Source organism: Streptomyces sp. NA04227, assembly GCF_013364195.1.
GTDB lineage: Bacteria > Actinomycetota > Actinomycetes > Streptomycetales > Streptomycetaceae > Streptomyces.
The window spans coordinates 1-19,023 of the sequence record NZ_CP054918.1; the positions used below are offsets into that span (position 1 = coordinate 1).

The window sequence follows — 19,023 nt, forward strand, 5'->3', positions numbered from 1 at the left end:
TGAGCTGGAAGTATGCGGCCCGCTCAGCAGAGAGCTTCCTGCGGCCCTGAGGGCTCCGCACCTTCCGAATCTCGAAGTCCATCGCAACCCCTGAACTGGGGTGTTGCGACGACCACTAGAACGGAAGAGGTGGAGACGGTCTTCGGGCCCTCCGCCTGGGAAGAGGTGCAGGGAAAACCCAGCCAAACGCCGAGCTGACACGGCGCCTCAGAGGGACTCCGCAGGGACGGGCATTCGGTAGTCACGTCCGAATAACTTTCGCTCATGCGAGGGTTCTTGTGCGAAAAGGCCCGAGGGGAAGCAGCCCCTTGAGGAACTCAGCGGCTTGCCTCCTCACGGGTCGGCTGTCAGGACGTCGGTACCACGGACCGGCACGCGGCTACACCTACGACGACGCGGGCAACGTCCATTCGATCAAGGACACTTCGAGCACCGCGCAGCTCTCAGCCCACGCGGCCACCCATCAACTCACCGCCCGCCGCACGGTCCCGTTCGGTGGCGTCAGGGGAACGAAGCCGAACGCCTAGCCGGTCACCAAGGGCTTCGTGGGCGGGAGGGAAGACACCCCGAGCATCGGCCTGACCCACGTCGGGCTCGCGAATACGACCCGGGCCTCGGTCAATTCCTCAGCGTGGACCCATTTCTGGAAGTGGACAAGCCGCAGACACTGAACGGCTTCTCCTACGGAGCACAGAACCCGCTTTGGTGCAACAGGCCGGGTCCTCGGGCGGCGGGGGCGTGAATGGGCCTCAGTACGGTCCCACCGCGTTGAACAAGTGGGCTGAATCCAAGCTCAAGTGGCTGGCCTCGCCCCGCTCTGTGAAGGCTGCGTGGTACATCGTCGGACCTGACCTAGAAGCCCGGGATGAGTGCCATGAGAGGGAGGGCCGCAGTACGGCGTGTGTCAGCGCTCTCGGTGATCTCCCTACGTTCAAGCCGCTCAAGGCTCTGAGCTTCGTATCGAAGTGGTTCAAGGGGAAGAAGAAATCCGACCGTGCCAAAGACGCTAAGAAGGAGGTGAATTGCCCCCAGTGCTTCCTGGCAGGCACCGATGTCCTCATGGCAGACGGCTCGACGGCCGATATCGAAGACGTTGATATAGGCGACAAGGTCTTGGCGACCGATCCCAAGACGGGCAAGACAGAGCCGCACCGGGTGACCCACCTGATCCGCACCGAAGCGGACAAGAAGTTCAACAAGCTTTCCATAGCCACCGATCAGGCGATCGAATCCCTGACAGCGACACACGAGCACCCCTTCTGGTCCCCGTCCGAGAAGGACTGGATCCCGGCCCGCGGCCTGAAGCCTGGCATGACCCTCCGCACCGACAAGGGCGACTCGGTCATCGTCACCGCCAACAAGCCCTTCACCATGCATGCGAGGACGTACAACCTCACGGTGGAGGGATTGCACACGTACTATGTGCTGGCGGGCGAGACGTCGGCCCGGGAACTTGGCCTGTCGCCGATCGAAGCGATCTACGTAGCCTCTCGTGTGCTTGGCCTGTCTTTGCCTCAGGTGAAGACGGCGATCTATGCGAGCACTGCCTGGCACGATCAGCAGGAGGATTGGCAGCGGCTTCAGTCCGGCCTTGATGAGTGAAGATGCTCGCCATTCTTAGGTAGCTATAGCAAATCTGAAGCCCCGTCAGCTGTGTCCTGGCGGGGCTTCTGCACGGGGTGACGGCAGTAGTTGACGGCAACGTCAGCGGACGATGGCTCACCGAACATCCAGGAACACGCCGCACCATGACGCACGCCGAGCAGGGACCCGGCCTCAAGGTGACCCGCTGGTGCGACAGTTGGTGTGCGGAAGGGTGGTGCCGAACCTGCCTATCAGGGGGAGCAGGACGGTGCGGGAGCATGAGGTGTTCCTCAGCTCTCACGCGTGGTGCCTGCAGGAGTCGGACGAGTTTCAGGTGCCGGTGCCTTTCTCGACGACTGGGATCCAGGAGCCGTCCTCAACGCCTTCTCGGGGTGCATCGACTTGTGCAGCGGCGGCGGCCATACCCATACGGACCTGGTCCGTCTGCAGGTGTGGCACGGCCAGCCGGAGCCGGACAGGAGTGAGAAGTGGGACGAGCAGGCTGAGAGCGAGTTCGTCTCCAGTACGGGTGAGGTCGCGATCTGGACGATGGCGCTGGGCCGTGCGGACGAGAACATCACTCTGGCCGCGGGCGGGGGCCGGTGGGGTGCGCGTTGAGCGGCGAGGACTCCGTCGGCTGCCATCTCTCCGCTGGGTGGCACTCACAAGTGCCCACGAACCGTTGGCCGTTGGCGCCGTCCGGACAGGTAGCGAAAGAGTGGCTCTGGCCGGCGTAAATGCCTCGGCGGTACAACCGACGACAACTACCGTGCCCTCATGGGAATCAGCGTCGTCGTTCGAGTATTCAGTGGTGAGAGCGAAGCCCGGTTCTGGCACCCTGCAATTCCTGCCGTGTGCGAACGGGCGTCGAGTCAGAACCTGCCCCTGCTCGGATGCGTCGACCCCTACGACGACACTGTGTTCAACCGGGCGCAGCTCCGAATCCTCATTCCGGAACTCCAGGCCCTGGCGGAGGGGGCAGCCGCTGACGAAGCCGAAGCCGTGCGCCAGATCCTGGGCCTGACCGCCCAAGTCCAGCGCAAGCCCCACCGCTACCTCGTCTTCAACGGCGACTGACGACGCTCGCACCGCAGGCGTGACCCGGGACGGCGGTGTGCGCACCCGCTCGGTGTCGCGTTCTCGGGGCGCACACCCACCCGTGCTCGGCCGGGCTCAGCGCCCACGTGGGACGCGGGAGCTGATGGCGATGAAGGTGAAGGGCCGGTCGGATTTGTCGCCGTAGTAGTTGCCGGTGACGATGCGGACGTCGGAACGGTCGGCCTCTTCGACGATGGCGTTGTCGACCGTATTCCAGCTTGTGCCGCTGGTGGAAACCCCGTAGATGTTGGCGACGACGGTCGGTTCGACCGTGAACGGGTCGTCGAAGGAGACCTTGTAGGTGCCGGTGGCGGTCTTCTCGACGCTGAAGCCGTCCTGTTTGTCGTTCGCCTTGCTGCCGTCCGCTTTTACGCGACCCTCAACTACGCGGATTTCGGACATGTTTGTTTTCCTTTCCTGTGCGGAGAATTCAGCGGGGGCGATGGGTTCTTTCGTGGGTGGCGGGCAGGCCGGTGGTGATCAGACTGGCCCGTCCGGGCCGGGTGTCCTGCTGTACGTGCCGGAGATGGCGATGAAGCTGAAGGCGCGGTCCGCCTTGGCGCCGTAGTAGTCGCCGGTGATGATGCGGACGTCCGAGCGTCCGACGTCCTCGACCACCGCATTGTGGACGGTGTTCTGGCTGCTGCCGTCGGCATTGGTGCCGTACACCGTCGCAACCACGGAGGGCTCGATGGTGAAGGGGTCGTCGAAGGAGATCTTGTAGGTGCCGGTGGCGGTCTTCTCGACGCTGAAGCCGTGTTGCTTGTCGTTCGCCTTACTGCCGTCGGCCTTTACGCGGCCATGGACTGTCCTGATGTCGGCCATGATTGATTTCCTTTCTTGTTCGGGTGAGATTTGCAGTGCTCCGCTTTCCGTCGGCGACGGGTTCGCCGCAGCAAAGCCACTTGTGTTATCTCCGATGGCTGCTTTCGGAAACTGATGAGTGGTGAATGTGCGGGTGTGTGGCGGAGTGCAAGTTGATTGTTCTTTGGTGAGGCGTGCGCCCGTGTGCGCAGGCGTACGCGGTTTTTCGAACGTTGGCATTCGGTGCGGTCAAGTGGCCTGTCCAGCAGGCGGGTTGAGGGCGCAGGAGCGTTTTTCTCGGTAGCTGAAGCCGCTCGGAAGGAGAGAGAGCAGCTTCCCGGCCGGTGCATTCCTCGCGCGCCCCGTTCCGATGTGGCGGAGTTCCAAACTCGAAAGTGGGAGTGCCGGCCCGCGAATGTGGCGCGAGCGCCCGGGAAACAGCGCCGTCACCGCGATCGACCACGACGTCTGCTGCGGTGGAGGCCATGGCGTCGGCGTGCCGTGACGGATGGCGTTGGCAGGCGGTATGTCACGAGCAAGGGCCCGCCCGCCCGGCACTCCATGCCGGAAGGCCAGAGGCGCCCACTGTCCGGAGAGTCAATCGAGACGCCCGCTGCCCATAAGGCGTCCCCGTCGCGGGTGGCAGCGGCTCCAGCGTGTACGCGATTCCCGCCGGGCTGCCAGGTTACGGATGCCGCCAACTGTGGTGGCGCACGCCCCCGCGGGGTACCGGGCCGCCAATTCCGTGATGCGCTCCCGCCGGGCTCAGGCGGCGCGAGCATGGAATCCCTGCCCGAGCAGCCGAACCCCGCCGCCGCGCCGGGCCAGTACTACCTCCTGTCCACGGTCGAGCAGGGGCACAAGATGCCGAAGGCTCGGTCAGCCGACGAGGCCAGGTGAGCGCGCGCCGGGGCCACAGCAGGTGGGGCGATGTGGTGCGGACTGTGGCGGCGGAGGTGGAGGGTCGGCGTCGTCGGTGTCCAGGTTGGAGTCGATCAGGGCGTGGCTGCCATGTCGGCGTCGGCGGGGGTGTCGTGCAGGCCGAGTCGCAGGTGTTCCACGTGGTACAGAGCCTGCTCGAGGAGTTCGGCGACGTGGTTGTCGTACAGGCTGTAGATGATGGAGCGGCCCCGGCGTTCGCCGGTGACCAGGCCGAGGTTGCGCAGGAGTCGCAGCTGGTGGGAGCAGGCGGACTGCTCCATGCCGACCGCTTCAGCGAGTTCACCGGCCGCGCACGGGCCCTCCTGTAGGCGGGCGAGGATGTACAGCCTCGACGGTGTCGCCAGGGCCTGGAGCGTGGATGCGACATCGGTAGCCCCCGCGGCATCCAGGCGTTCGCGGGGGGTGGCAGTGGTCTTGTCGTCGACTCCATGGCCCATGCCGCCATCCTATCAATGACAAATGAAGAGCTATTCATTCATTCCTGTATGGTGCTGGTATCGCAGCCCCCATGCCCGTGAAGGGTCTCTTTGTCATGCCTTCCTCCCTCATCGAACGTCCGGCTCCGCCCGCTGCCGCTCCGGCGCGCGGTACTGCCCAGAAGCGGTGCACCCGTGTGTTCGCGCTGGCAGAGGCCCGCTGGGCCGCGGCCGCCCTGGTGCTGTTCCTGATCGCGCTGCCGCTCCAGCTGACCGGCGCGCCGACCTGGGCGTGGGGTCCGCTGTACGCCCTCACCTACATCACTGGCGGCTGGGAGCCGGGCTGGGAGGGGCTGAAGGCCCTCAAGGACAAGACGTTGGACGTGGACCTGCTGATGGTCGTCGCTGCCATCGGTGCGGCCTCGATCGGGCAGGTGATGGACGGCGCGCTGCTGATCGTCATCTTCGCCACCTCCGGCGCCCTGGAGGCGCTGGCCACCGCCCGCACGCAGGACGCGGTGCGTGGTCTCCTCGACCTCGCTCCAACCACCGCCACCCGCTTGGGCGACGACGGCAGCGAAGAGACGGTCGCCACCGCCGACCTCGCCGTGGGGGACACCATCCTGATCCGCCCCGGCGAGCGGGTCGGCGCCGACGGCCGCGTGCTGGACGGGGTGAGCGAGGTCGACCAGGCCACCATCACCGGCGAACCCCTGCCCGTGGCGAAGGAGGCCGGCGACGAGGTCTTCGCCGGCACCCTGAACGGCACCGGCGCGGTGCGGGTCAAGGTCGAGCGGGACGCCTCCGACTCGGTGATCGCCCGGATCGTGACCATGGTCGAGGAAGCCTCTGAGACCAAGGCCCCCACCCAGTTGTTCATCGAGAAGGTGGAACAGCGGTACAGCCTCGGCATGGTCGCCGCCACGCTCGCCGTCTTCGCGATCCCGCTGGGCTTCGGGGCCGACCTGACCAGCTCACTACTGCGCGCGATGACCTTCATGATCGTCGCCTCGCCGTGTGCGGTGGTGCTGGCCACCATGCCGCCGCTGCTGTCCGCGATCGCCAACGCCGGACGCCACGGCGTCCTCGTGAAGTCCGCCGTCGTCATGGAGCGGCTCGGCCAGGTCGACGCGGTCGCCCTGGACAAGACCGGTACCCTCACCGAGGGCACCCCGCGGGTGACCGACATCCGCCCACTGACCGGCTCCGGCCTCACCGAGGACGAGCTGCTGACGCTCGCCGCGGCCGCCGAGCACCCCAGTGAACACCCCCTCGCCCGCGCCATCGTGGACGCCGCCCGCACCCGTGGCCTCGGCATCCCCGCGACGCGGGACTTCAACTCTGCCCCCGGCATCGGCGTGACCGCCACGGTCAACGGCGCAGCAATCGCGGTCGGCGCCCCGGCCCGGCTCCTGGGCGGAGCCACCGACCCGCGCTCCGCCAAGACGGCGGTGCTCGCCGAGGAACTGGAGGACGGCGGCCGCACCGCCGTCCTCGTCGAGCGCGACGGCATCCCGGTTGGCATCCTCGGCATCGCCGACCGCCTGCGCCCGGACGCCGCCGCCACCGTCACCGCCCTCAAGGCCCTCACCGGCGCGACCCCGATGCTGGTGACCGGCGACAACCCGCGCGCCGCCGCCCGCCTCGCGACCGAGGTCGGCATGGTGGCCGACGACGTACATGCCGGACTCCTGCCCCAGGACAAGGTCGAGGCGGTACGTCGCCTGGAGGCCAGCGGCCGCAAGGTGCTGGTCATCGGCGACGGCGTCAACGACGCCCCTGCGCTGGCTGCCGCCCACACTGGCATTGCCATGGGCCGCGCCGGCTCCGACCTCGCCCTGGAGACCGCCGACGCGGTCATCGTCCGTGACGAACTCGCCACCGTTCCCAAGGTTGTTGCTCTGTCCCGTGCAGCCCGGCGTCTGGTGGTTCAGAACCTGGTCATCGCCGGGGTGTTCATCACCGGCCTGGTCGTCTGGGACCTGGTTGCCACCCTGCCGCTGCCGCTCGGTGTCCTGGGCCACGAGGGCTCCACCGTCATCGTTGGCCTCAACGGCCTGCGCCTGCTGCGCGATGCGGCCTGGCAGCGCGCTGGCACCGACGGTGTCCAGTGAGCAGGCGCACCCGGCGGTCTGCCTCCACAGGCCAGGCAGGGGCAGCCCGGCCCACGGTCACCGTGTGCCGGGGCTGCTGCTGCGGCACCTCGGCCAAAGTTCCGCGCCTGGACCATGAAGCTCAGCTCACGGACCTACGCACGTCTCTGGCTGGTGTCGCCATGGTCCGGCGCACCGACTGCCTCGACGCCTGCGAGCGCGCCAACGTCATCGTCATCCAGCCCTCCACCGAAGGGCGCCAAGCGGGCGGCCGGCCCGTCTGGCTCGGCCAGGTCAACGACCCCGACGCCGCCACCGACATCACCACCTGGGTCAAGAACGGCGGCCCCGGCCTCGCAGACCCGCCCGACATCCTCGACCTCTACACCTTCCAGCCCTCCCGCCGTGTCCGGCACGAACTAGACGACTGACTCCCCAGGTGATGAGGTCATCCGGCACGACAGATGTTCATGACCCGTGCCCGCGCTACCTCCGCTCCATCCGTCCGCATCTCAATAGGGACGGCGGACGTGGGGCGAGGGACCGGGGCGCAATCAGACCGGCGCGCCCTCTTCGTTGAGGGCGTGCAGGTAGCGCATGGGTTCAGCGGCGAGCAGGGAGCGTTCGTCGCGGCAGGTGGCCAGGAGTTCCGGTAACCCGGCCGAGGAACGGCCGCACGGGTAGGCCGCGACATCGGTACGGATCGTCAACTGCCCTGCCGCAGCTCGGGTTTTGCGCCCACGGGTCCCATTCGAGTCCCGCATCGCATGCGCCGAGGGCTGTCAGTGCCTGACCGCCGCCGGGACCCGCGAACAGGTCGAGTATCACGACGCTAGACGGAAGTCGCCCTGAACCGGATCGACTTCACCATGGCAGGCCCAAGGGGACAAGTTATTGAGAGTCGAGACAGGGTTGCGACCTTTCGTCTGTGGCGGGCGAAGCCGCGTGGAGTAGAGAGAACGGACGTGGTAGACACGCGACATGGCTGCGTTCATGGCGTTCTTCGATGGCTCGACCACCACTTGGAGGGTCAGCTCAGCCGTCGTGACTGCCACGATCACGGACCTTTGGCCGGAGGTCGAAGTCGACCCGACACGACGTAGTGAGGCATGTGCCTTCAGCTGGAGCTTCTGCACGGATGAAGGTCCGTGTGAGGTGTGTATGTCGGAAGAGGAAACAGGCCTCTACTTGGATGCGGCCTTGGCGGACTCTGCGCAGCTCGCGTGCTTGCTTCGCCAGTGGATGCCGGACTCTGTCGACTTGGTGTTCTGCGATCAGGGCTACAACTTCGATGTTCGAGTACGCCCGCGTGCCACCGTGGCGGGGCTCATCGAAGAGGTGGACGACCAGCCCTGATGAGACTCGTGCCGCGGTCGAGAACGTTCGCTTGGTCAGGGGAGATGGCTCTGCCGACTGGTGGGAGGGTGTGGCCATGGAGATTGCCAACCGCACGCTGACGGCGGACGTGATCGCGGCACTGAGGTACTGGCCTGGTGTCATCTGGGGAGGTCAGAAGAACCCTCCGGACCCGGTGGATCTCACGGTTCTGCCTCCCTTCTTCAACGAGGTGTTGCAGGAACTTCCCTGGTGGAACCGCGACTGGAAGGTCCGGGATGTCGAGCCGGGGCGTCCCTTGGAGATCGAGAGCGATCACCACGGTCACCCTTCAAGGTTCACGGAGGTGTCAGTGCCGGGCACGGTCGGTTCCAGCGGTGGTGAGAGCCTGCCTTTCGTCGCGAAGGTCGGGTTTGCGGGCGACCAACTGATCCGATTCCAAGCCAAGATCGACGACGTGGTCCTCGGTCCTGCCGTTGCCCCTGCTGGGCGGATGGAGCCACATCCGTTCGCAAGCGTGCTCACCGGGTTGATGGACCTGCGCGAGATTCCGGTCAAGGCGATGGCAAGGGAAACCGCACGATCGATGTCCACCATCCACATGCTCCGCAGCGGCACGCATAACCCGGAGCCGCTTCTCACCCAGGAGATTGCCAAGGTTCTGGGCATGTCCGAAGCGGACATCAGAGTCATCGCTGGACTCGACGACGGCAGTACGCGGTAACTGACAGTCGACGGTGTCCCGATGCGGTGTTGGTGCTGTGGCTTTATCGAGCAGTAGTAATGGGCTCTGCCACAGATCCTGGGGAGCGGTCGCGGAGCGCCACCCCCGATGTTCGATTGCGATGGGTCAGGTTGCCGACGGCCAAGTAGCTCTCCACGTTCGACGGCTTGTGCGTCACGTCATTCCCCTGGCGAGGCAACGGAGATCGTCAGGGTGTCCGAGGGGCGAGCAGGCGTCGCAGTGCCGTCGGTGTATGGCCCAGGTACTGGCGCATGGTCCTGGTCATGTGTGCCTGGTCGGCGAAGCCGAGGTCTGCGGCAAGGGCGCCGAGGCTGTTCTCGCCCTCCTCCAAGCGGTCGAGGGCGCGACCGATGCGGACGCGGTTGCGATAGCGGGTCACTGACACGCCCAGTTCGCGGCTGAAGGATCGGCTCAGGCGGTAGGGCGAGACGCCCAGCACTTCCGCGAGCGGGAGCAGTCCGCCCGAGGCCGGGTGGCCTTCGATGATCGCCTGGCGGGCCGCTGCGACGAGAGCCGCTTCGTTTCCAGGGGCTTGCGCGCTGAGCGGTGTGGACCCGGAAACGACTTGGCCTACAGCGGCGGCGAGCAGGCTGAGCAATTCTTCCGCCAGCGCGTAGTCGACGTCTCCGGTCCGGGCGGTCGCCAGGAGCCTGCGATGGGCGAGGTCGAGGCGGGCATGAACATGCACGCTCTGTGTGGCCAGGCGCGCGACGTCGCCGGCCATGACGTGCCAGAGCGTCGGCGTCAGGCTGATGGATGTGCAGTCATCGCCTCCGGCCGGATGGGCGAAGTGCTCTTCCTCGCCCGGCGCACCGACGTAGGCCATTGTCGAGTCGATGTCGGCGTCGGCTCCGGCCGCGCGCCTGCGGAACCGGCCACGGCGCACGAGCACCACCCGGTAGTCCTCACGTACTTCGGCCTCCGACCAGCGTGCATGGTCGTCCTGGCATGTCACAGCCGTGATGCTGAAGTCGGGTCGGGTAGCGAGAGTGGTGGCCGAGAGCACCCTTGAACGCTACGTCGAGGGTCTGACAATCACCCGCGCAAGGATGTTCAAGACGGGGACCTACTGCCGCGAGCAGGCTGGTCGACGTGCCCCGGCCCCGCAGGCCGGCCCAGTGCACCTGGCTGCGTCGTCGGCACCGGCGGGGCACGTCACACGTCACCAGCACCCATACGAAGGGGTCATTGGCATGCCCGCTCTCGCGGAGTTCACCGCGGTCGTGATCGACTGCGCCGATCCGGCGATACTCGCCGAGTTCTACAGGAAGGCCACCGGCTGGGAAATCACCTACAGCGACCAGGACTTCGCCTCCCTGGGCAATGGCGGTCCGATGCAGATCGCCTTCCAGCGCATTGAGGGCTACCGGGCGCCGGGCTGGCCCGACGCGCGCAAGCACGCGCACCTCGACCTCACCGTTACCGACCTGGAGAGCGCCGCCAAGGAGCTGCTCGCCCTCGGAGCGGCGAAGCCCGAGCTCCAGCCCGGCGAGGGCAAGTGGGTGGTGCTCACCGATCCCGAGGGGCACCCGTTCTGCCTCACCACGGGCGACTGACCACCCGGCAGACAGGAGGGACCCCACATGGCTTACATCCACAAGGAATTCCTGATCGAGAGCGCCCCCGACAACGTCTGGGCGGCAGTCCGCGACGTCAGCGAGATACACCGGCGCCTGGCACCCGGCTTCGTCACAGACACGCATCTCAAGGCGGATACCAGAGTCGTGACCTTCGCCAACGGCGTCGTGGTGCACGAGCTTCTCGTCGACATCGACGACGAAGCCCGCCGGGTCGCTTATGCGGTGGTCGGCGGGTCACTGGCCCCCAAGCGCCACCACGCGTCGATGCAGGTTCTCGCGGACGGCAAGGAACACAGTCGGTTCGTCTGGATCATTGATGTGACACCGGACGACCTCGCAGGCCCTATCGCCGAGATGGTCGACCAGGGAGCACGCGTGATCAAGCGGACGCTGGAGACCCAAGCCATGCCGGACAACTGACCGAGCGGCCTGGAAGTGCGGCGCGGCTCCGGCAGGGGCCCGGCCCCGATGGAGCCGCGTCCGCCTGTTCCCGTGGGGAAGCTCGTGAACTTCTCCCAGGGGAATACCGCGACCCTTCACACGGGTTCGTGTGAGACCGCGTACGCCTCGCCGTCAGAAGCGTGAGGGTGACACTCCGTCAGGACTCTGACACTCTCCGCCTTGGTCGGCTGTGGCCGGTGACAGTGATGGTCATGCAGGCCGATGCATCGTTCTGGGACTCTCTCGTGGTCGACGGGATCGACGACGTGGACGTCGAGGCGGTGACCTTTGCCTTCGGCACGGTCGATGCGCGCGCTTCACTACTCGGTTCAACCACATCCTGGAGCGCGTCGGGCTCGGGCTGGCTGGACGGGCTGGCGCCCGGCTGGCAGCCCAACTGGGCTTCGACGCAGGGCGGATGACCATGCTGCGCAGGGTTATGGCGCTGCCTGATTCGCAGTTCAGCACACCGCACGTGAAGGGCCTGGATGACTTCGCGATCCGTCGGGGCCAAACCTGTTCCACCGTCTTGACGTGCCGAGAAATCCACCATGTAGTCGATGTGCTCCCGACACGCGAAGCGGGGCCGCTGGCCACGTGGCTGACCACCCACCCAGGCGTGGAGATCATCTGCCGAGATCGGGCGGGCGCCTACGCCGAGGGGCCCGACTCGGCGCTCCGGACGCGTGCTGGTCATGCCGCGGATGTGGAAGCTCGAGCTGTACGCGGCGATCCGGCGTGACGATCGCGACGGCATGTCGATGCGGGAGCTTGAGCGCAGGCATGGCGTGACGTGGCGGACGGTGCGGAAGGCGTTGGACTCGTCCTGGCCGGAACCGCGCAAGAAGCTGCCGCCGTTACATGGACGCTGCCCTCACCCAGCTCCGCGCCGACGGCTGCGAGGTCCGCGACGAGGCCGTCGCCCGGCTTCTCCCGTTCGTCCGCCACCACATCGACATGCTGGGCCGGTACTCCTTCCAGCTCCCCGACCTTCCCGGCGGAATACGGCCGTTGCGCGACAAGCACGCCACCGACGACGAGTGACCGCGGCCGGCCGGGGGGCCCGTCGGCTTACGCTCAACGGCTACCGCACGCCCTCCACCAGCCGACCAGCCCGAACCCCGCTAAACGATCACTTCGAAGTCAAGGCGGTGGATCTGGGCTCAGAACACCGTTCCGTTGGCGCGCTGGCCGGGCGAGCGGGACAGCGAGCTGATGGTGTTGTGCTTGACCCAGCCGCCGGTCGCCGAGCCGTCAGGGCTTCGGTTGAGGGACACCCCGTCGGAGTTCGCCTGGCTTGAGGTGTAGCTCATCGACTGGACCGTCGCTCCGGCCGAATTCCGCAGGATCACCTGGTCACCGCTGTTGGACAGGTTGAGGTCGCCGCTGCTGGCCGCCACCGCCACGATGCCACCGGGGATCGAGGAGCCCGCGCCGAAGACGGTGATCGCCTTGCCGGGCTGCAGCGTCGTACCGGGCGCGAACGTGTGGCGCACTGCCGACCCGTCCGAGACGGTCCAGCCGGCGATGCTGGTTGCCGTGCCACCGGTGTTCACCATCTCGATGGCCTCGCCGGCGGTGCTGCTGCCCGGTTCGTTGGCCAGCACCTCGTTGATGATGACATTCGCGGGTCCGCCGCCGGTGGTGACGGTGACATTCCGGGTCGTGGTGTGGGTGGCCCCGCCGTTGTCCGTCACGGTCAGCGAGACCGGGTAGGTTCCGGCCGATGCGTAGGTCACGGTCGGGTTCGTCGCTGTCGAGGTCTGGCCGTTGCCGAAGTCCCAGCCGCGGCTCACGATGGTGCCGTCGGAGTCGGTGCTGCCATCGGTGAAGGTGCAGTTGAGAGCAGTGCAGGAGTACGTGTACGAGGCCGTGGGCTGCTGGTTCGCGCCGCCGCCACCGCCGATGGCGAAGTCGTAGCGAGCCAGCACCGGGTAGTGGTCGCTGGTCGTCGTCGCGTAGTTCGGGACATAAGCCTGGGGCTGGAAGGCGGTCGCCGAGCCGGCGACGTACTTCGCCTGCACCTCGTTGGTGGTGAGCTGGTGGTCGATGAAGTCCGGGTAGCCCGCCGTCGACGACACGCCCTCCAGCGACAGGGCCCGCGTCGGGAACGTGTAGCGCGCCGCGTCGTTCACGAAGTTGGCGTAGGGCGAAGGCTTCTCGGGTGTGATGGAGGTGTCGACATCGTCGTTCCAGTCACCGATGACGAAGACATCCTGGGTGGGGTAGGTCGTGTCGAGGTAGGACTTGAGGGCCTGCGACGCGGGGTTGCGCAGGTTCCACGCATCCTGGGTGGCCCCGGACTTCGCGTGCAGGACGATGAAGACGAGGTCACGGGTGACACCGTCGAACGTGCCGCGCAACGTGAACTCCACCGGCGGGCGGCCGGCGAAGTTGCTGTTCTGGCCGGTCAGGATGACCTTCGCGCTCACCAGGGTGGCCATGCTGGAGCGCCAGACGAGGGCGACCTTCTGCTCGGTGTTGCCGAAGTCCGAGTAGTATTGTGCACCGTTCGTCACGATCGGGTCGTTGGCCACGACCCCGGTGTACCCGGGCATGCCCGCAACGAGTGTGTCGAACTCCGAGGTGCCGACGACCTCGGAGAGGCCCCACACATCCATGTCGGCGCCCGCCATGACGTCGCGGACGTTCTGCTGCTGAAGCGTCTCGTTGGTCGGGCCGAAGTCCGGCGCACCGAACCACTCGACGTTCCAGTTGCCGACATCGAGCTGTGTCGGCGATCCCTGCGACGGAACCGAGGCGGCCGCATTCGCCGCGGGGGCGGTGGTGAGCATGGCCAGCGTCACGGCGGCGACCAGGACCCCTATGAGCGCGCGGAGTCTGAGTTTCATCGACAAGAGAACCCTTCCGAGTTGGCGTGCGGGGCTGGCCCGCAACCATGCTGTCGGCGGGCCGAGGGAAGTGTCCCGGCCCGGCCCTCGGGCGTACATCGCGCATGCTGCGAACGTGCAGCCACGCGTGGGTGAACATTCGACTGCCGGACCGATCGACCGGGTCGATCGACTGCCGGCCCCAGTGCGCGAGGACTTCCTCGACTGCGAAGTCGCAAGGCCCTGCCGCCGAGGACTGCGCCTGGCGGCTGCTACGCCCTCGCGGCCCGCAGCCCGTGCTCCGCGCCCAGCCACGGCTTGACCCACGTCCCGCCAGTGACAACAGGGCTCAGCAGCCCGCGTCGCCAGGCGCGAGCAGGCTCGTCAGCTCCGAGGTCGCTTCCGGGGACGGCTTGAAGTGGCGGCGGACGTTCTCCTGCTCTGTGCCGGGACTTCGCCACTGGGTCATCGCCCGCTGCAGTGTCAGCCGGCCCGAAGAGATCTCCTACTACACGGCCTACTGTCCCGCCCAGACCACCCTGGACCAGCTGATCTCCATTGCGGGCAGCCGGTGGTCTGTTGAGGAGTGTTTCCAGAGCGCGAAGCCGGAGTGAGGCCTGGCTGCGGGCACCAGGAGAGTGCCGAGCAAGCGGGCAGCACGTCGGACGCTGCCTGAGATAAAGCCCGTGGCGGTGTGGCAGTGGCTCCGGCATCATCCCCGTGTGATGGTCATGCAACCCGTTCTGGAGATCTGCGCTGTAGACGACTTCACGCTCTGGCCGGTTGGGGAGTACGAGTCGTACGGCTACCTCGTGCTGAACGGGGACCTGACTCCGGCGGAGGTCGGCACAGCGGTGATGCGGATCGCCAACTGCAACGACTTCGAGCCGGAGGAGGAGCACGGGCGGTGCCCGAGCGACCCGCTCGGCGCGTTCCTGCACGGGCTGCTCACCATGCCCGATCTGTTCGCCGCCGGTGGGTTCCGGGTGATCGACAGCGCCACCGGCACCGTCTACGTCGAGCCGGGCTGCTGCAACGGCCTGGAGACCTGGCGGGACTGGCTGGAGGTGCTCGACGGCACCGGCTGCTCCTACTTCGGCCACGACCCGTCCTCGGCGGCCGAACGTGTCGGCGACAGCGTCCGGCTGACTCTGGATGCCTACGCGAAAGACGGCAGTCCGGTGATCGAGCTGCCGGTGGACCAGGTACGCACTCTTGTCTCCGGTGCCCAGCAGGACTTGCGAAACTTCCTCGGCCTCGCCTCAACCTGGGCCGAGCAACACCTGCCGGCGCACGCCGCCGCCGTCACCGCCGCCTTGGCCCGGGCAATGGACCTGGGTCCCGCACAATGACCAGCTTCCTGACCAGCCGGGCGCGCGTGCACGACGCCCGGTTCCCCCTCCGCCGCCGGCACAGCGCGCTGCGGACCTGCATCACCCTGTGCTGTGGCTCGCGCGAGCGGAGGAGTACGTGACGCTGCGCCGGGCGGAGAAGCGGGCCGGGCGGCGGGCTGTCCCCAACCCGTGACCGTGGTGGCTGAGGAGCAGGTGGGAGGGCCCGGACCGCGCCTGGTACGAGGACCCGTTTCGCCACCCGTGGCTGCGGCTGTCCGAGTACGTACGGCGACAGAACGCGATTTTTGACGGCGCCGAACTCTCTGGATGCCCGGCCTGCGGGGACGAGGGGCCGCTGGAGCTGAACTCGACCGGGCGCGGCTGGGTCGAGTTGTGCCGTGGGTGTGCGTGGGCGCCGGGGGCGCCGGTGTTGAGTACGTCCCCGGGCTCCAGGACCGCGTACTGGCTGAGGTAGTGGACCAAGTGAGCGACGGCGAAGACCACGTTCTTTGTCGTGCCGTTGTGCCGGGGTGAGCCGTTCACGCTGAGCCGCAGGCCGAGCGGCTGCGGATCGGGCACCTCGTCGGCGGTTATGAGCCAGGGGCCGAGCGGGTTGAGGTCTCGCAGGACTTGCGCAGGTCCCACTGCGGTGACAGTTCGAGCTGGAAGGCACGCTCGGAGACGTCGTGGCTCACCGCGACCCCGCGATGACGGCGGTGGGAACCGATCACTTCACTCGGCGTCTTTCCAGCATGCCGACATTCCCGCTCAGCCTGCTCGTTCACGGCCTTGCGCACAGCTCCGGAGCCACTGGACGACCGGCGATGCCCTTGCTGTCTGCTGGTCGTCCAGAGTTTCATGGTCGCTCCCGAGGGGCGCTGACCCGTCGAGCCCGGGGTCGGTCGACCGTCGCGCCACCTGCGATCAGGGGGCTCGCATGCGTCGCTCCGCCCGTATGTTCCAATTTACGCTGGCCGCCGTCGGCGCCCGCCGTTCGCTGGTGAATGCCCTGCACAAGAGTGGCCCACCCACACAACACTGAAAAATCGGCCAGGTAATTGATATCGATAGCATCGCGGACAACCTCGCGAATAATGCGCACAGTCCGCGGAGTCGGATTCGCCGCACGGCGTGAACCGCGGGTGCTGCTGTGGGTCGCCGTGGGTGTGGTGGCGTTCGGGTCCCTCCTCGTGCTGGAGATGGCCGCGCGCCACTACGGCGTGCCAGGGCCGATCACCACCCAGGCGCGAGAGGTGATATTCCCTCCCAAACCGGGGCCGCTGTATGCCGGTCTGGCCTTGATGATGGTGACGCTCACCTGGCGGCAACGGCTGATCGCAGGCGGCGCCGCGGTCGGCATCGACATCGTCTTCGCGCTGGTGCGGTGGGCGGCCGACGCCGAAGTGCCCGACGGCCGATCCTTCGGCAACGGCGCATTGTGGGTGATTCTGGGGTGCGCGGTCCTTGCCGCCACTCGCCGTACCGGCCAGGAACGTGTCCTGCTGCTGAAGGGTGCCGGCCTCGGCCTGCTGCTGGTGGCCGGTCGCAAGACCGGCGACGTCTGGCTGCTCATCACCTCGAAGGCCCGCCCGTCCGTGCTCGACCCGTACGTGGCAACCGCCGATCATGCGCTGGGTGACCCGGCGTGGTTGGCGGGCCGGCTGCTCAGGGCCTCCGGCCCGATGGGCACCCATCTTCTCGACCTGGTCTACGCTCAGCTCGCGGTGGCCGCGGTCGTAGTCGCGCTCTACCAACTGCGCAACGTGGCGGCCGAGGGGCGATTCCCGCGCCACCATGTGGTCCGCACCTTCCTGGCCATCGGCCTCCTCGGGCCGGCTGTCTACATGATCTTCCCGGTGGTCGGACCGGTCTTCGCCTACGGTCCGGGGGCCTCCGGCACCGGTGGCGTGCACTGGGCGGTGGCCGACCTGTGGCCGAACACGCCGCCGCCGATCGGTACTCCGCACCCGGTGACGTACGACGCGATCACCCCTCGCAACTGCATGCCCAGCCTGCATACGGCGTGGGCCACCGCGATCTTCATCCACTCCCGCAAGGGGCCGCGGATACTGCGATACGCAGGGACGTTCTGGCTGATCGCCACGCTCGGCGCGACGCTGGGGTTCGGCTACCACTACGGTGTGGACCTCATTGCAGGCGTGGTGTTCGCGCTCACCATCGAGGCGGCTGTGCGCGCGCTCGCGTGCGGCTGGGACCGGTCAGCTACCCAACTGGTCGCTTACGGCGCGACGGTCTTCGCTGCGCTCCTCGTGTCGTATCGCTGGCTGCCGATGGAGATGGCCGAGTACCCGCTGGTATTCGGACCACTTCTCGTTCTGGCGATGGCCTCGGTGATCCACCGGTACGTACGGACCACCAGGCTGTGGGAATCCGAGGCCGCACCGACACGGCAACCGGAACGGCAACCGCAACCGCAACCCGAACCCAGGCTCTTCCCCCGCGATCGCCGGGTTTCAGGCCGTGCCAAGTGCACGGACTTGCTCGCCGAAGTCGGCGAGCAAGCGATGCCGACCGAACGGCTGCATGCGCCGCCGCAGGTCATGCACGGCTCCCCTGGCGCGGGCGGAGTTGACCTGGCGGACCAGTGAGAGGGTGCGCATTCCGGCACCGTGGGCGGCGTCGAGGTCCTGGTCCGCTGCGTCAAGCTCGGCCGCCCGGTACGCGTCCCCGAGTACATCGAGACGCGCACCGTCGAGCCTGTCCGCCGCGTCCGCGTCCGTGCCCGCTATGGGAGGGCTGCCTCAAGACGGGGCGTAGGTCGCAGCGGCGGCGTGAGTTCGGCACGGTCCGCAAGCTTCCTTTCGGGCGCTGGCAGGTGCGCCGCATCGGGCGGGGCGGCCTGCGGTACACCGCGCCGGAGGCCTTCGAGACCAAGTCCGACGCCCAGGCGTGGCTCAACCTCATCCGCGTCGACATCGAGCGCGACCAGTGGCACGACCCGGACACCGGGGGGTGAACTTCGAGGAGTACGCGCTCCGTTGGATGGAGGAGCGCGGCCTTGCCCCGACCACCGTCGATCGCTACCAAGGTCTGCTGCGCCTGCTTCCGCTTCTACGACCTCCGCCACACCGGCAACACGCTCGCCGCCGACACCCGCGTCACGATCAGCCCGAGGTAGCCATCCGACTTGCTCGGGGCTGAGGCCCGTGGACCTCGCATCGACGGACGAAACGCCTTCTCCACATCACTGCGGGCAAGGAGCGGTGCGTCCGCGTCAGCCGTGCAGGGCGGGTCCTCTGCAGGCCCGGAGGGGCAGGTCGACCCGAACCGTGAGTCCACCACCGGGGCGAGGAGTTGCGGTGACCCGGCCGTGGTGGGTGAGGGTGATCGCGCGAACGACGGCGAGTCCCAGCCCAAAGCCCTTGCTCCGGCGCTGTGGGCCGCGCTGGAACGGCTCGTAGAGGGTGGGGATCTCTTCGAGGGTCAGGACCGGGCCGGTGTTGACGACCTCGATGAAGGCGAGTTCCTCGAGGACACCGGTGGTGATCTTCACCGTGCCGCCCGGGTGGTTGTGGCGTACGGCGTTGGCCAGCAGGTTCAGTGCGATCTGCCGGAGGAGGGCGGGGTCGCCCGCGACCGGTGCGGGTGCGCTGTGCACGGTGACCCGCACCGCCGCTGTCCGGGCCTCTTCGGCCAGGTCCTCTTCGGCGTCCCTGGCACCGTCTGCCAGGTCGGCCGGGTGAGGGGTCAGGTTCTCGCTCTGGCCCCTGGCCAGGGTCAGCAGCGCGTCGATCAGACGCTCGGTGCGGGCGTTGGCTTCCAGCGCGCGTTGGAGAGCAGGTTGCAGGTCCCGCGGGAA

At 67.4% G+C, this 19,023-nt stretch carries 19 protein-coding genes and 6 pseudogenes; 16 read left to right on the top strand and 9 right to left on the bottom strand.

Going from position 1 to position 19,023, the window contains the following annotated elements:
- Positions 1 to 1,023: 1,023 nt before the first annotated feature.
- The 3 genes and pseudogenes from HUT18_RS33395 to HUT18_RS00015 form a co-directional block, all read left to right on the top strand.
- Positions 1,024 to 1,440, top strand: a pseudogene (locus HUT18_RS33395) (Hint domain-containing protein); the annotation flags it as partial.
- A 447-nt stretch (positions 1,441 to 1,887) separates the two neighbouring features.
- Entirely contained in the window at positions 1,888 to 2,202 is a 315-nt protein-coding gene (locus tag HUT18_RS00010; protein WP_176096609.1) for a hypothetical protein, read from the top strand.
- A 159-nt stretch (positions 2,203 to 2,361) separates the two neighbouring features.
- Complete coding sequence (locus HUT18_RS00015) at positions 2,362 to 2,661, top strand: hypothetical protein (protein ID WP_176096611.1); 300 nt, start codon at positions 2,362 to 2,364, stop codon at positions 2,659 to 2,661.
- Positions 2,662 to 2,757: 96 nt separating this feature from the next.
- On the opposite strand, the gene HUT18_RS00020 is transcribed toward HUT18_RS00015, so the two are convergent.
- The 3 genes from HUT18_RS00020 to HUT18_RS00030 all read right to left on the bottom strand — a co-directional run bounded on the left by HUT18_RS00020 (position 2,758) and on the right by HUT18_RS00030 (position 4,865).
- The gene (locus HUT18_RS00020) at positions 2,758 to 3,084 is read right to left on the bottom strand and encodes a hypothetical protein (protein ID WP_176096613.1); all 327 of its coding nucleotides are present in this window, start codon (positions 3,082 to 3,084) and stop codon (positions 2,758 to 2,760) included.
- A gap of 78 nt (positions 3,085 to 3,162) precedes the next feature.
- Complete coding sequence (locus HUT18_RS00025) at positions 3,163 to 3,507, bottom strand: hypothetical protein (RefSeq protein WP_176096615.1); 345 nt, start codon at positions 3,505 to 3,507, stop codon at positions 3,163 to 3,165.
- A gap of 974 nt (positions 3,508 to 4,481) precedes the next feature.
- Positions 4,482 to 4,865: a metalloregulator ArsR/SmtB family transcription factor gene (locus HUT18_RS00030; RefSeq protein ID WP_176096616.1), complete on the bottom strand. Its 384-nt coding sequence runs from the start codon at positions 4,863 to 4,865 to the stop codon at positions 4,482 to 4,484.
- Positions 4,866 to 4,960: 95 nt separating this feature from the next.
- On the opposite strand from HUT18_RS00030, the gene HUT18_RS00035 reads away from it, so the two are divergent.
- Entirely contained in the window at positions 4,961 to 6,958 is a 1,998-nt protein-coding gene (locus HUT18_RS00035) for a heavy metal translocating P-type ATPase (protein ID WP_176096618.1), read from the top strand.
- Positions 6,955 to 7,368 carry a (2Fe-2S) ferredoxin domain-containing protein gene (locus tag HUT18_RS00040; RefSeq protein WP_176096620.1) on the top strand — a complete coding sequence of 138 codons (414 nt, stop codon included), beginning with the start codon at positions 6,955 to 6,957 and terminating at the stop codon, positions 7,366 to 7,368. The genes HUT18_RS00035 and HUT18_RS00040 overlap by 4 nt, the downstream gene beginning before the upstream one ends.
- 144 nt (positions 7,369 to 7,512) lie before the next feature.
- Here the strand turns inward: HUT18_RS00040 and HUT18_RS00045 are convergent.
- A pseudogene (locus HUT18_RS00045) lies at positions 7,513 to 7,765 on the bottom strand (DNA cytosine methyltransferase); the annotation flags it as partial.
- Positions 7,766 to 7,918: 153 nt separating this feature from the next.
- Between HUT18_RS00045 and HUT18_RS00050 the strand changes: the two are divergent.
- Both HUT18_RS00050 and HUT18_RS00055 read left to right on the top strand, forming a co-directional pair.
- Entirely contained in the window at positions 7,919 to 8,293 is a 375-nt protein-coding gene (locus HUT18_RS00050) for a hypothetical protein (protein WP_176096622.1), read from the top strand.
- Positions 8,294 to 8,369: 76 nt separating this feature from the next.
- The gene (locus tag HUT18_RS00055; protein ID WP_176096624.1) at positions 8,370 to 8,996 is read left to right on the top strand and encodes an XRE family transcriptional regulator; all 627 of its coding nucleotides are present in this window, start codon (positions 8,370 to 8,372) and stop codon (positions 8,994 to 8,996) included.
- Positions 8,997 to 9,204: 208 nt separating this feature from the next.
- On the opposite strand, the gene HUT18_RS00060 is transcribed toward HUT18_RS00055, so the two are convergent.
- On the bottom strand, positions 9,205 to 10,023 hold the full coding sequence (locus tag HUT18_RS00060; protein WP_176096625.1) for a helix-turn-helix domain-containing protein: 819 nt from the start codon (positions 10,021 to 10,023) through the stop codon (positions 9,205 to 9,207).
- 187 nt (positions 10,024 to 10,210) lie between these two features.
- Here HUT18_RS00060 and HUT18_RS00065 point away from each other — a divergent pair, with 187 nt between their 5' ends.
- The 5 genes and pseudogenes from HUT18_RS00065 to HUT18_RS00080 form a co-directional block, all read left to right on the top strand.
- The gene (locus HUT18_RS00065) at positions 10,211 to 10,573 is read left to right on the top strand and encodes a VOC family protein (RefSeq protein WP_176096627.1); all 363 of its coding nucleotides are present in this window, start codon (positions 10,211 to 10,213) and stop codon (positions 10,571 to 10,573) included.
- A gap of 27 nt (positions 10,574 to 10,600) precedes the next feature.
- Positions 10,601 to 11,017, top strand: a complete 417-nt coding sequence (locus tag HUT18_RS00070) for an SRPBCC family protein (RefSeq protein ID WP_176096629.1) — start codon at positions 10,601 to 10,603, stop codon at positions 11,015 to 11,017.
- 233 nt (positions 11,018 to 11,250) lie between these two features.
- Positions 11,251 to 11,460: a hypothetical protein gene (locus HUT18_RS33400; protein WP_254878350.1), complete on the top strand. Its 210-nt coding sequence runs from the start codon at positions 11,251 to 11,253 to the stop codon at positions 11,458 to 11,460.
- Positions 11,457 to 11,780: a transposase gene (locus HUT18_RS33405; RefSeq protein ID WP_254878351.1), complete on the top strand. Its 324-nt coding sequence runs from the start codon at positions 11,457 to 11,459 to the stop codon at positions 11,778 to 11,780. The genes HUT18_RS33400 and HUT18_RS33405 overlap by 4 nt, the downstream gene beginning before the upstream one ends.
- A 113-nt stretch (positions 11,781 to 11,893) precedes the next feature.
- Positions 11,894 to 12,082, top strand: a pseudogene (locus HUT18_RS00080) (Tn3 family transposase); the annotation flags it as partial.
- A 119-nt stretch (positions 12,083 to 12,201) separates the two neighbouring features.
- Here the strand turns inward: HUT18_RS00080 and HUT18_RS34110 are convergent.
- Both HUT18_RS34110 and HUT18_RS34250 read right to left on the bottom strand, forming a co-directional pair.
- Positions 12,202 to 13,890 carry a lamin tail domain-containing protein gene (locus HUT18_RS34110; RefSeq protein WP_176096631.1) on the bottom strand — a complete coding sequence of 563 codons (1,689 nt, stop codon included), beginning with the start codon at positions 13,888 to 13,890 and terminating at the stop codon, positions 12,202 to 12,204.
- A 328-nt stretch (positions 13,891 to 14,218) separates the two neighbouring features.
- Positions 14,219 to 14,305, bottom strand: a pseudogene (locus HUT18_RS34250) (site-specific integrase); the annotation flags it as partial.
- A 19-nt stretch (positions 14,306 to 14,324) separates the two neighbouring features.
- Between HUT18_RS34250 and HUT18_RS00090 the strand changes: the two are divergent.
- Together HUT18_RS00090 and HUT18_RS00095 are read left to right on the top strand one after the other, a co-directional pair.
- Positions 14,325 to 14,480: pseudogene (locus tag HUT18_RS00090) on the top strand (IS701 family transposase); the annotation flags it as partial.
- A 114-nt stretch (positions 14,481 to 14,594) separates the two neighbouring features.
- Positions 14,595 to 15,221 (top strand): hypothetical protein, encoded by a 627-nt coding sequence (locus HUT18_RS00095; protein WP_368661564.1) that lies wholly within the window; start codon positions 14,595 to 14,597, stop codon positions 15,219 to 15,221.
- A 399-nt stretch (positions 15,222 to 15,620) separates the two neighbouring features.
- On the opposite strand, the pseudogene HUT18_RS33425 reads toward HUT18_RS00095, so the two are convergent.
- Positions 15,621 to 15,907, bottom strand: a pseudogene (locus HUT18_RS33425) (fumarylacetoacetate hydrolase family protein); the annotation flags it as partial.
- Between the two features lie 390 nt (positions 15,908 to 16,297).
- Between HUT18_RS33425 and HUT18_RS00105 the strand changes: the two are divergent.
- Together HUT18_RS00105 and HUT18_RS34255 are read left to right on the top strand one after the other, a co-directional pair.
- Complete coding sequence (locus HUT18_RS00105; RefSeq protein WP_254878353.1) at positions 16,298 to 17,812, top strand: phosphatase PAP2 family protein; 1,515 nt, start codon at positions 16,298 to 16,300, stop codon at positions 17,810 to 17,812.
- Between the two features lie 227 nt (positions 17,813 to 18,039).
- Positions 18,040 to 18,180, top strand: coding sequence for a hypothetical protein (locus HUT18_RS34255; protein WP_368661495.1), 141 nt, complete (start codon positions 18,040 to 18,042; stop codon positions 18,178 to 18,180).
- A gap of 258 nt (positions 18,181 to 18,438) precedes the next feature.
- Here HUT18_RS34255 and HUT18_RS00115 read toward each other — a convergent pair whose 3' ends face one another.
- Entirely contained in the window at positions 18,439 to 18,822 is a 384-nt protein-coding gene (locus HUT18_RS00115) for a sensor histidine kinase KdpD (protein ID WP_176096635.1), read from the bottom strand.
- Positions 18,823 to 19,023 lie beyond the last annotated feature (201 nt).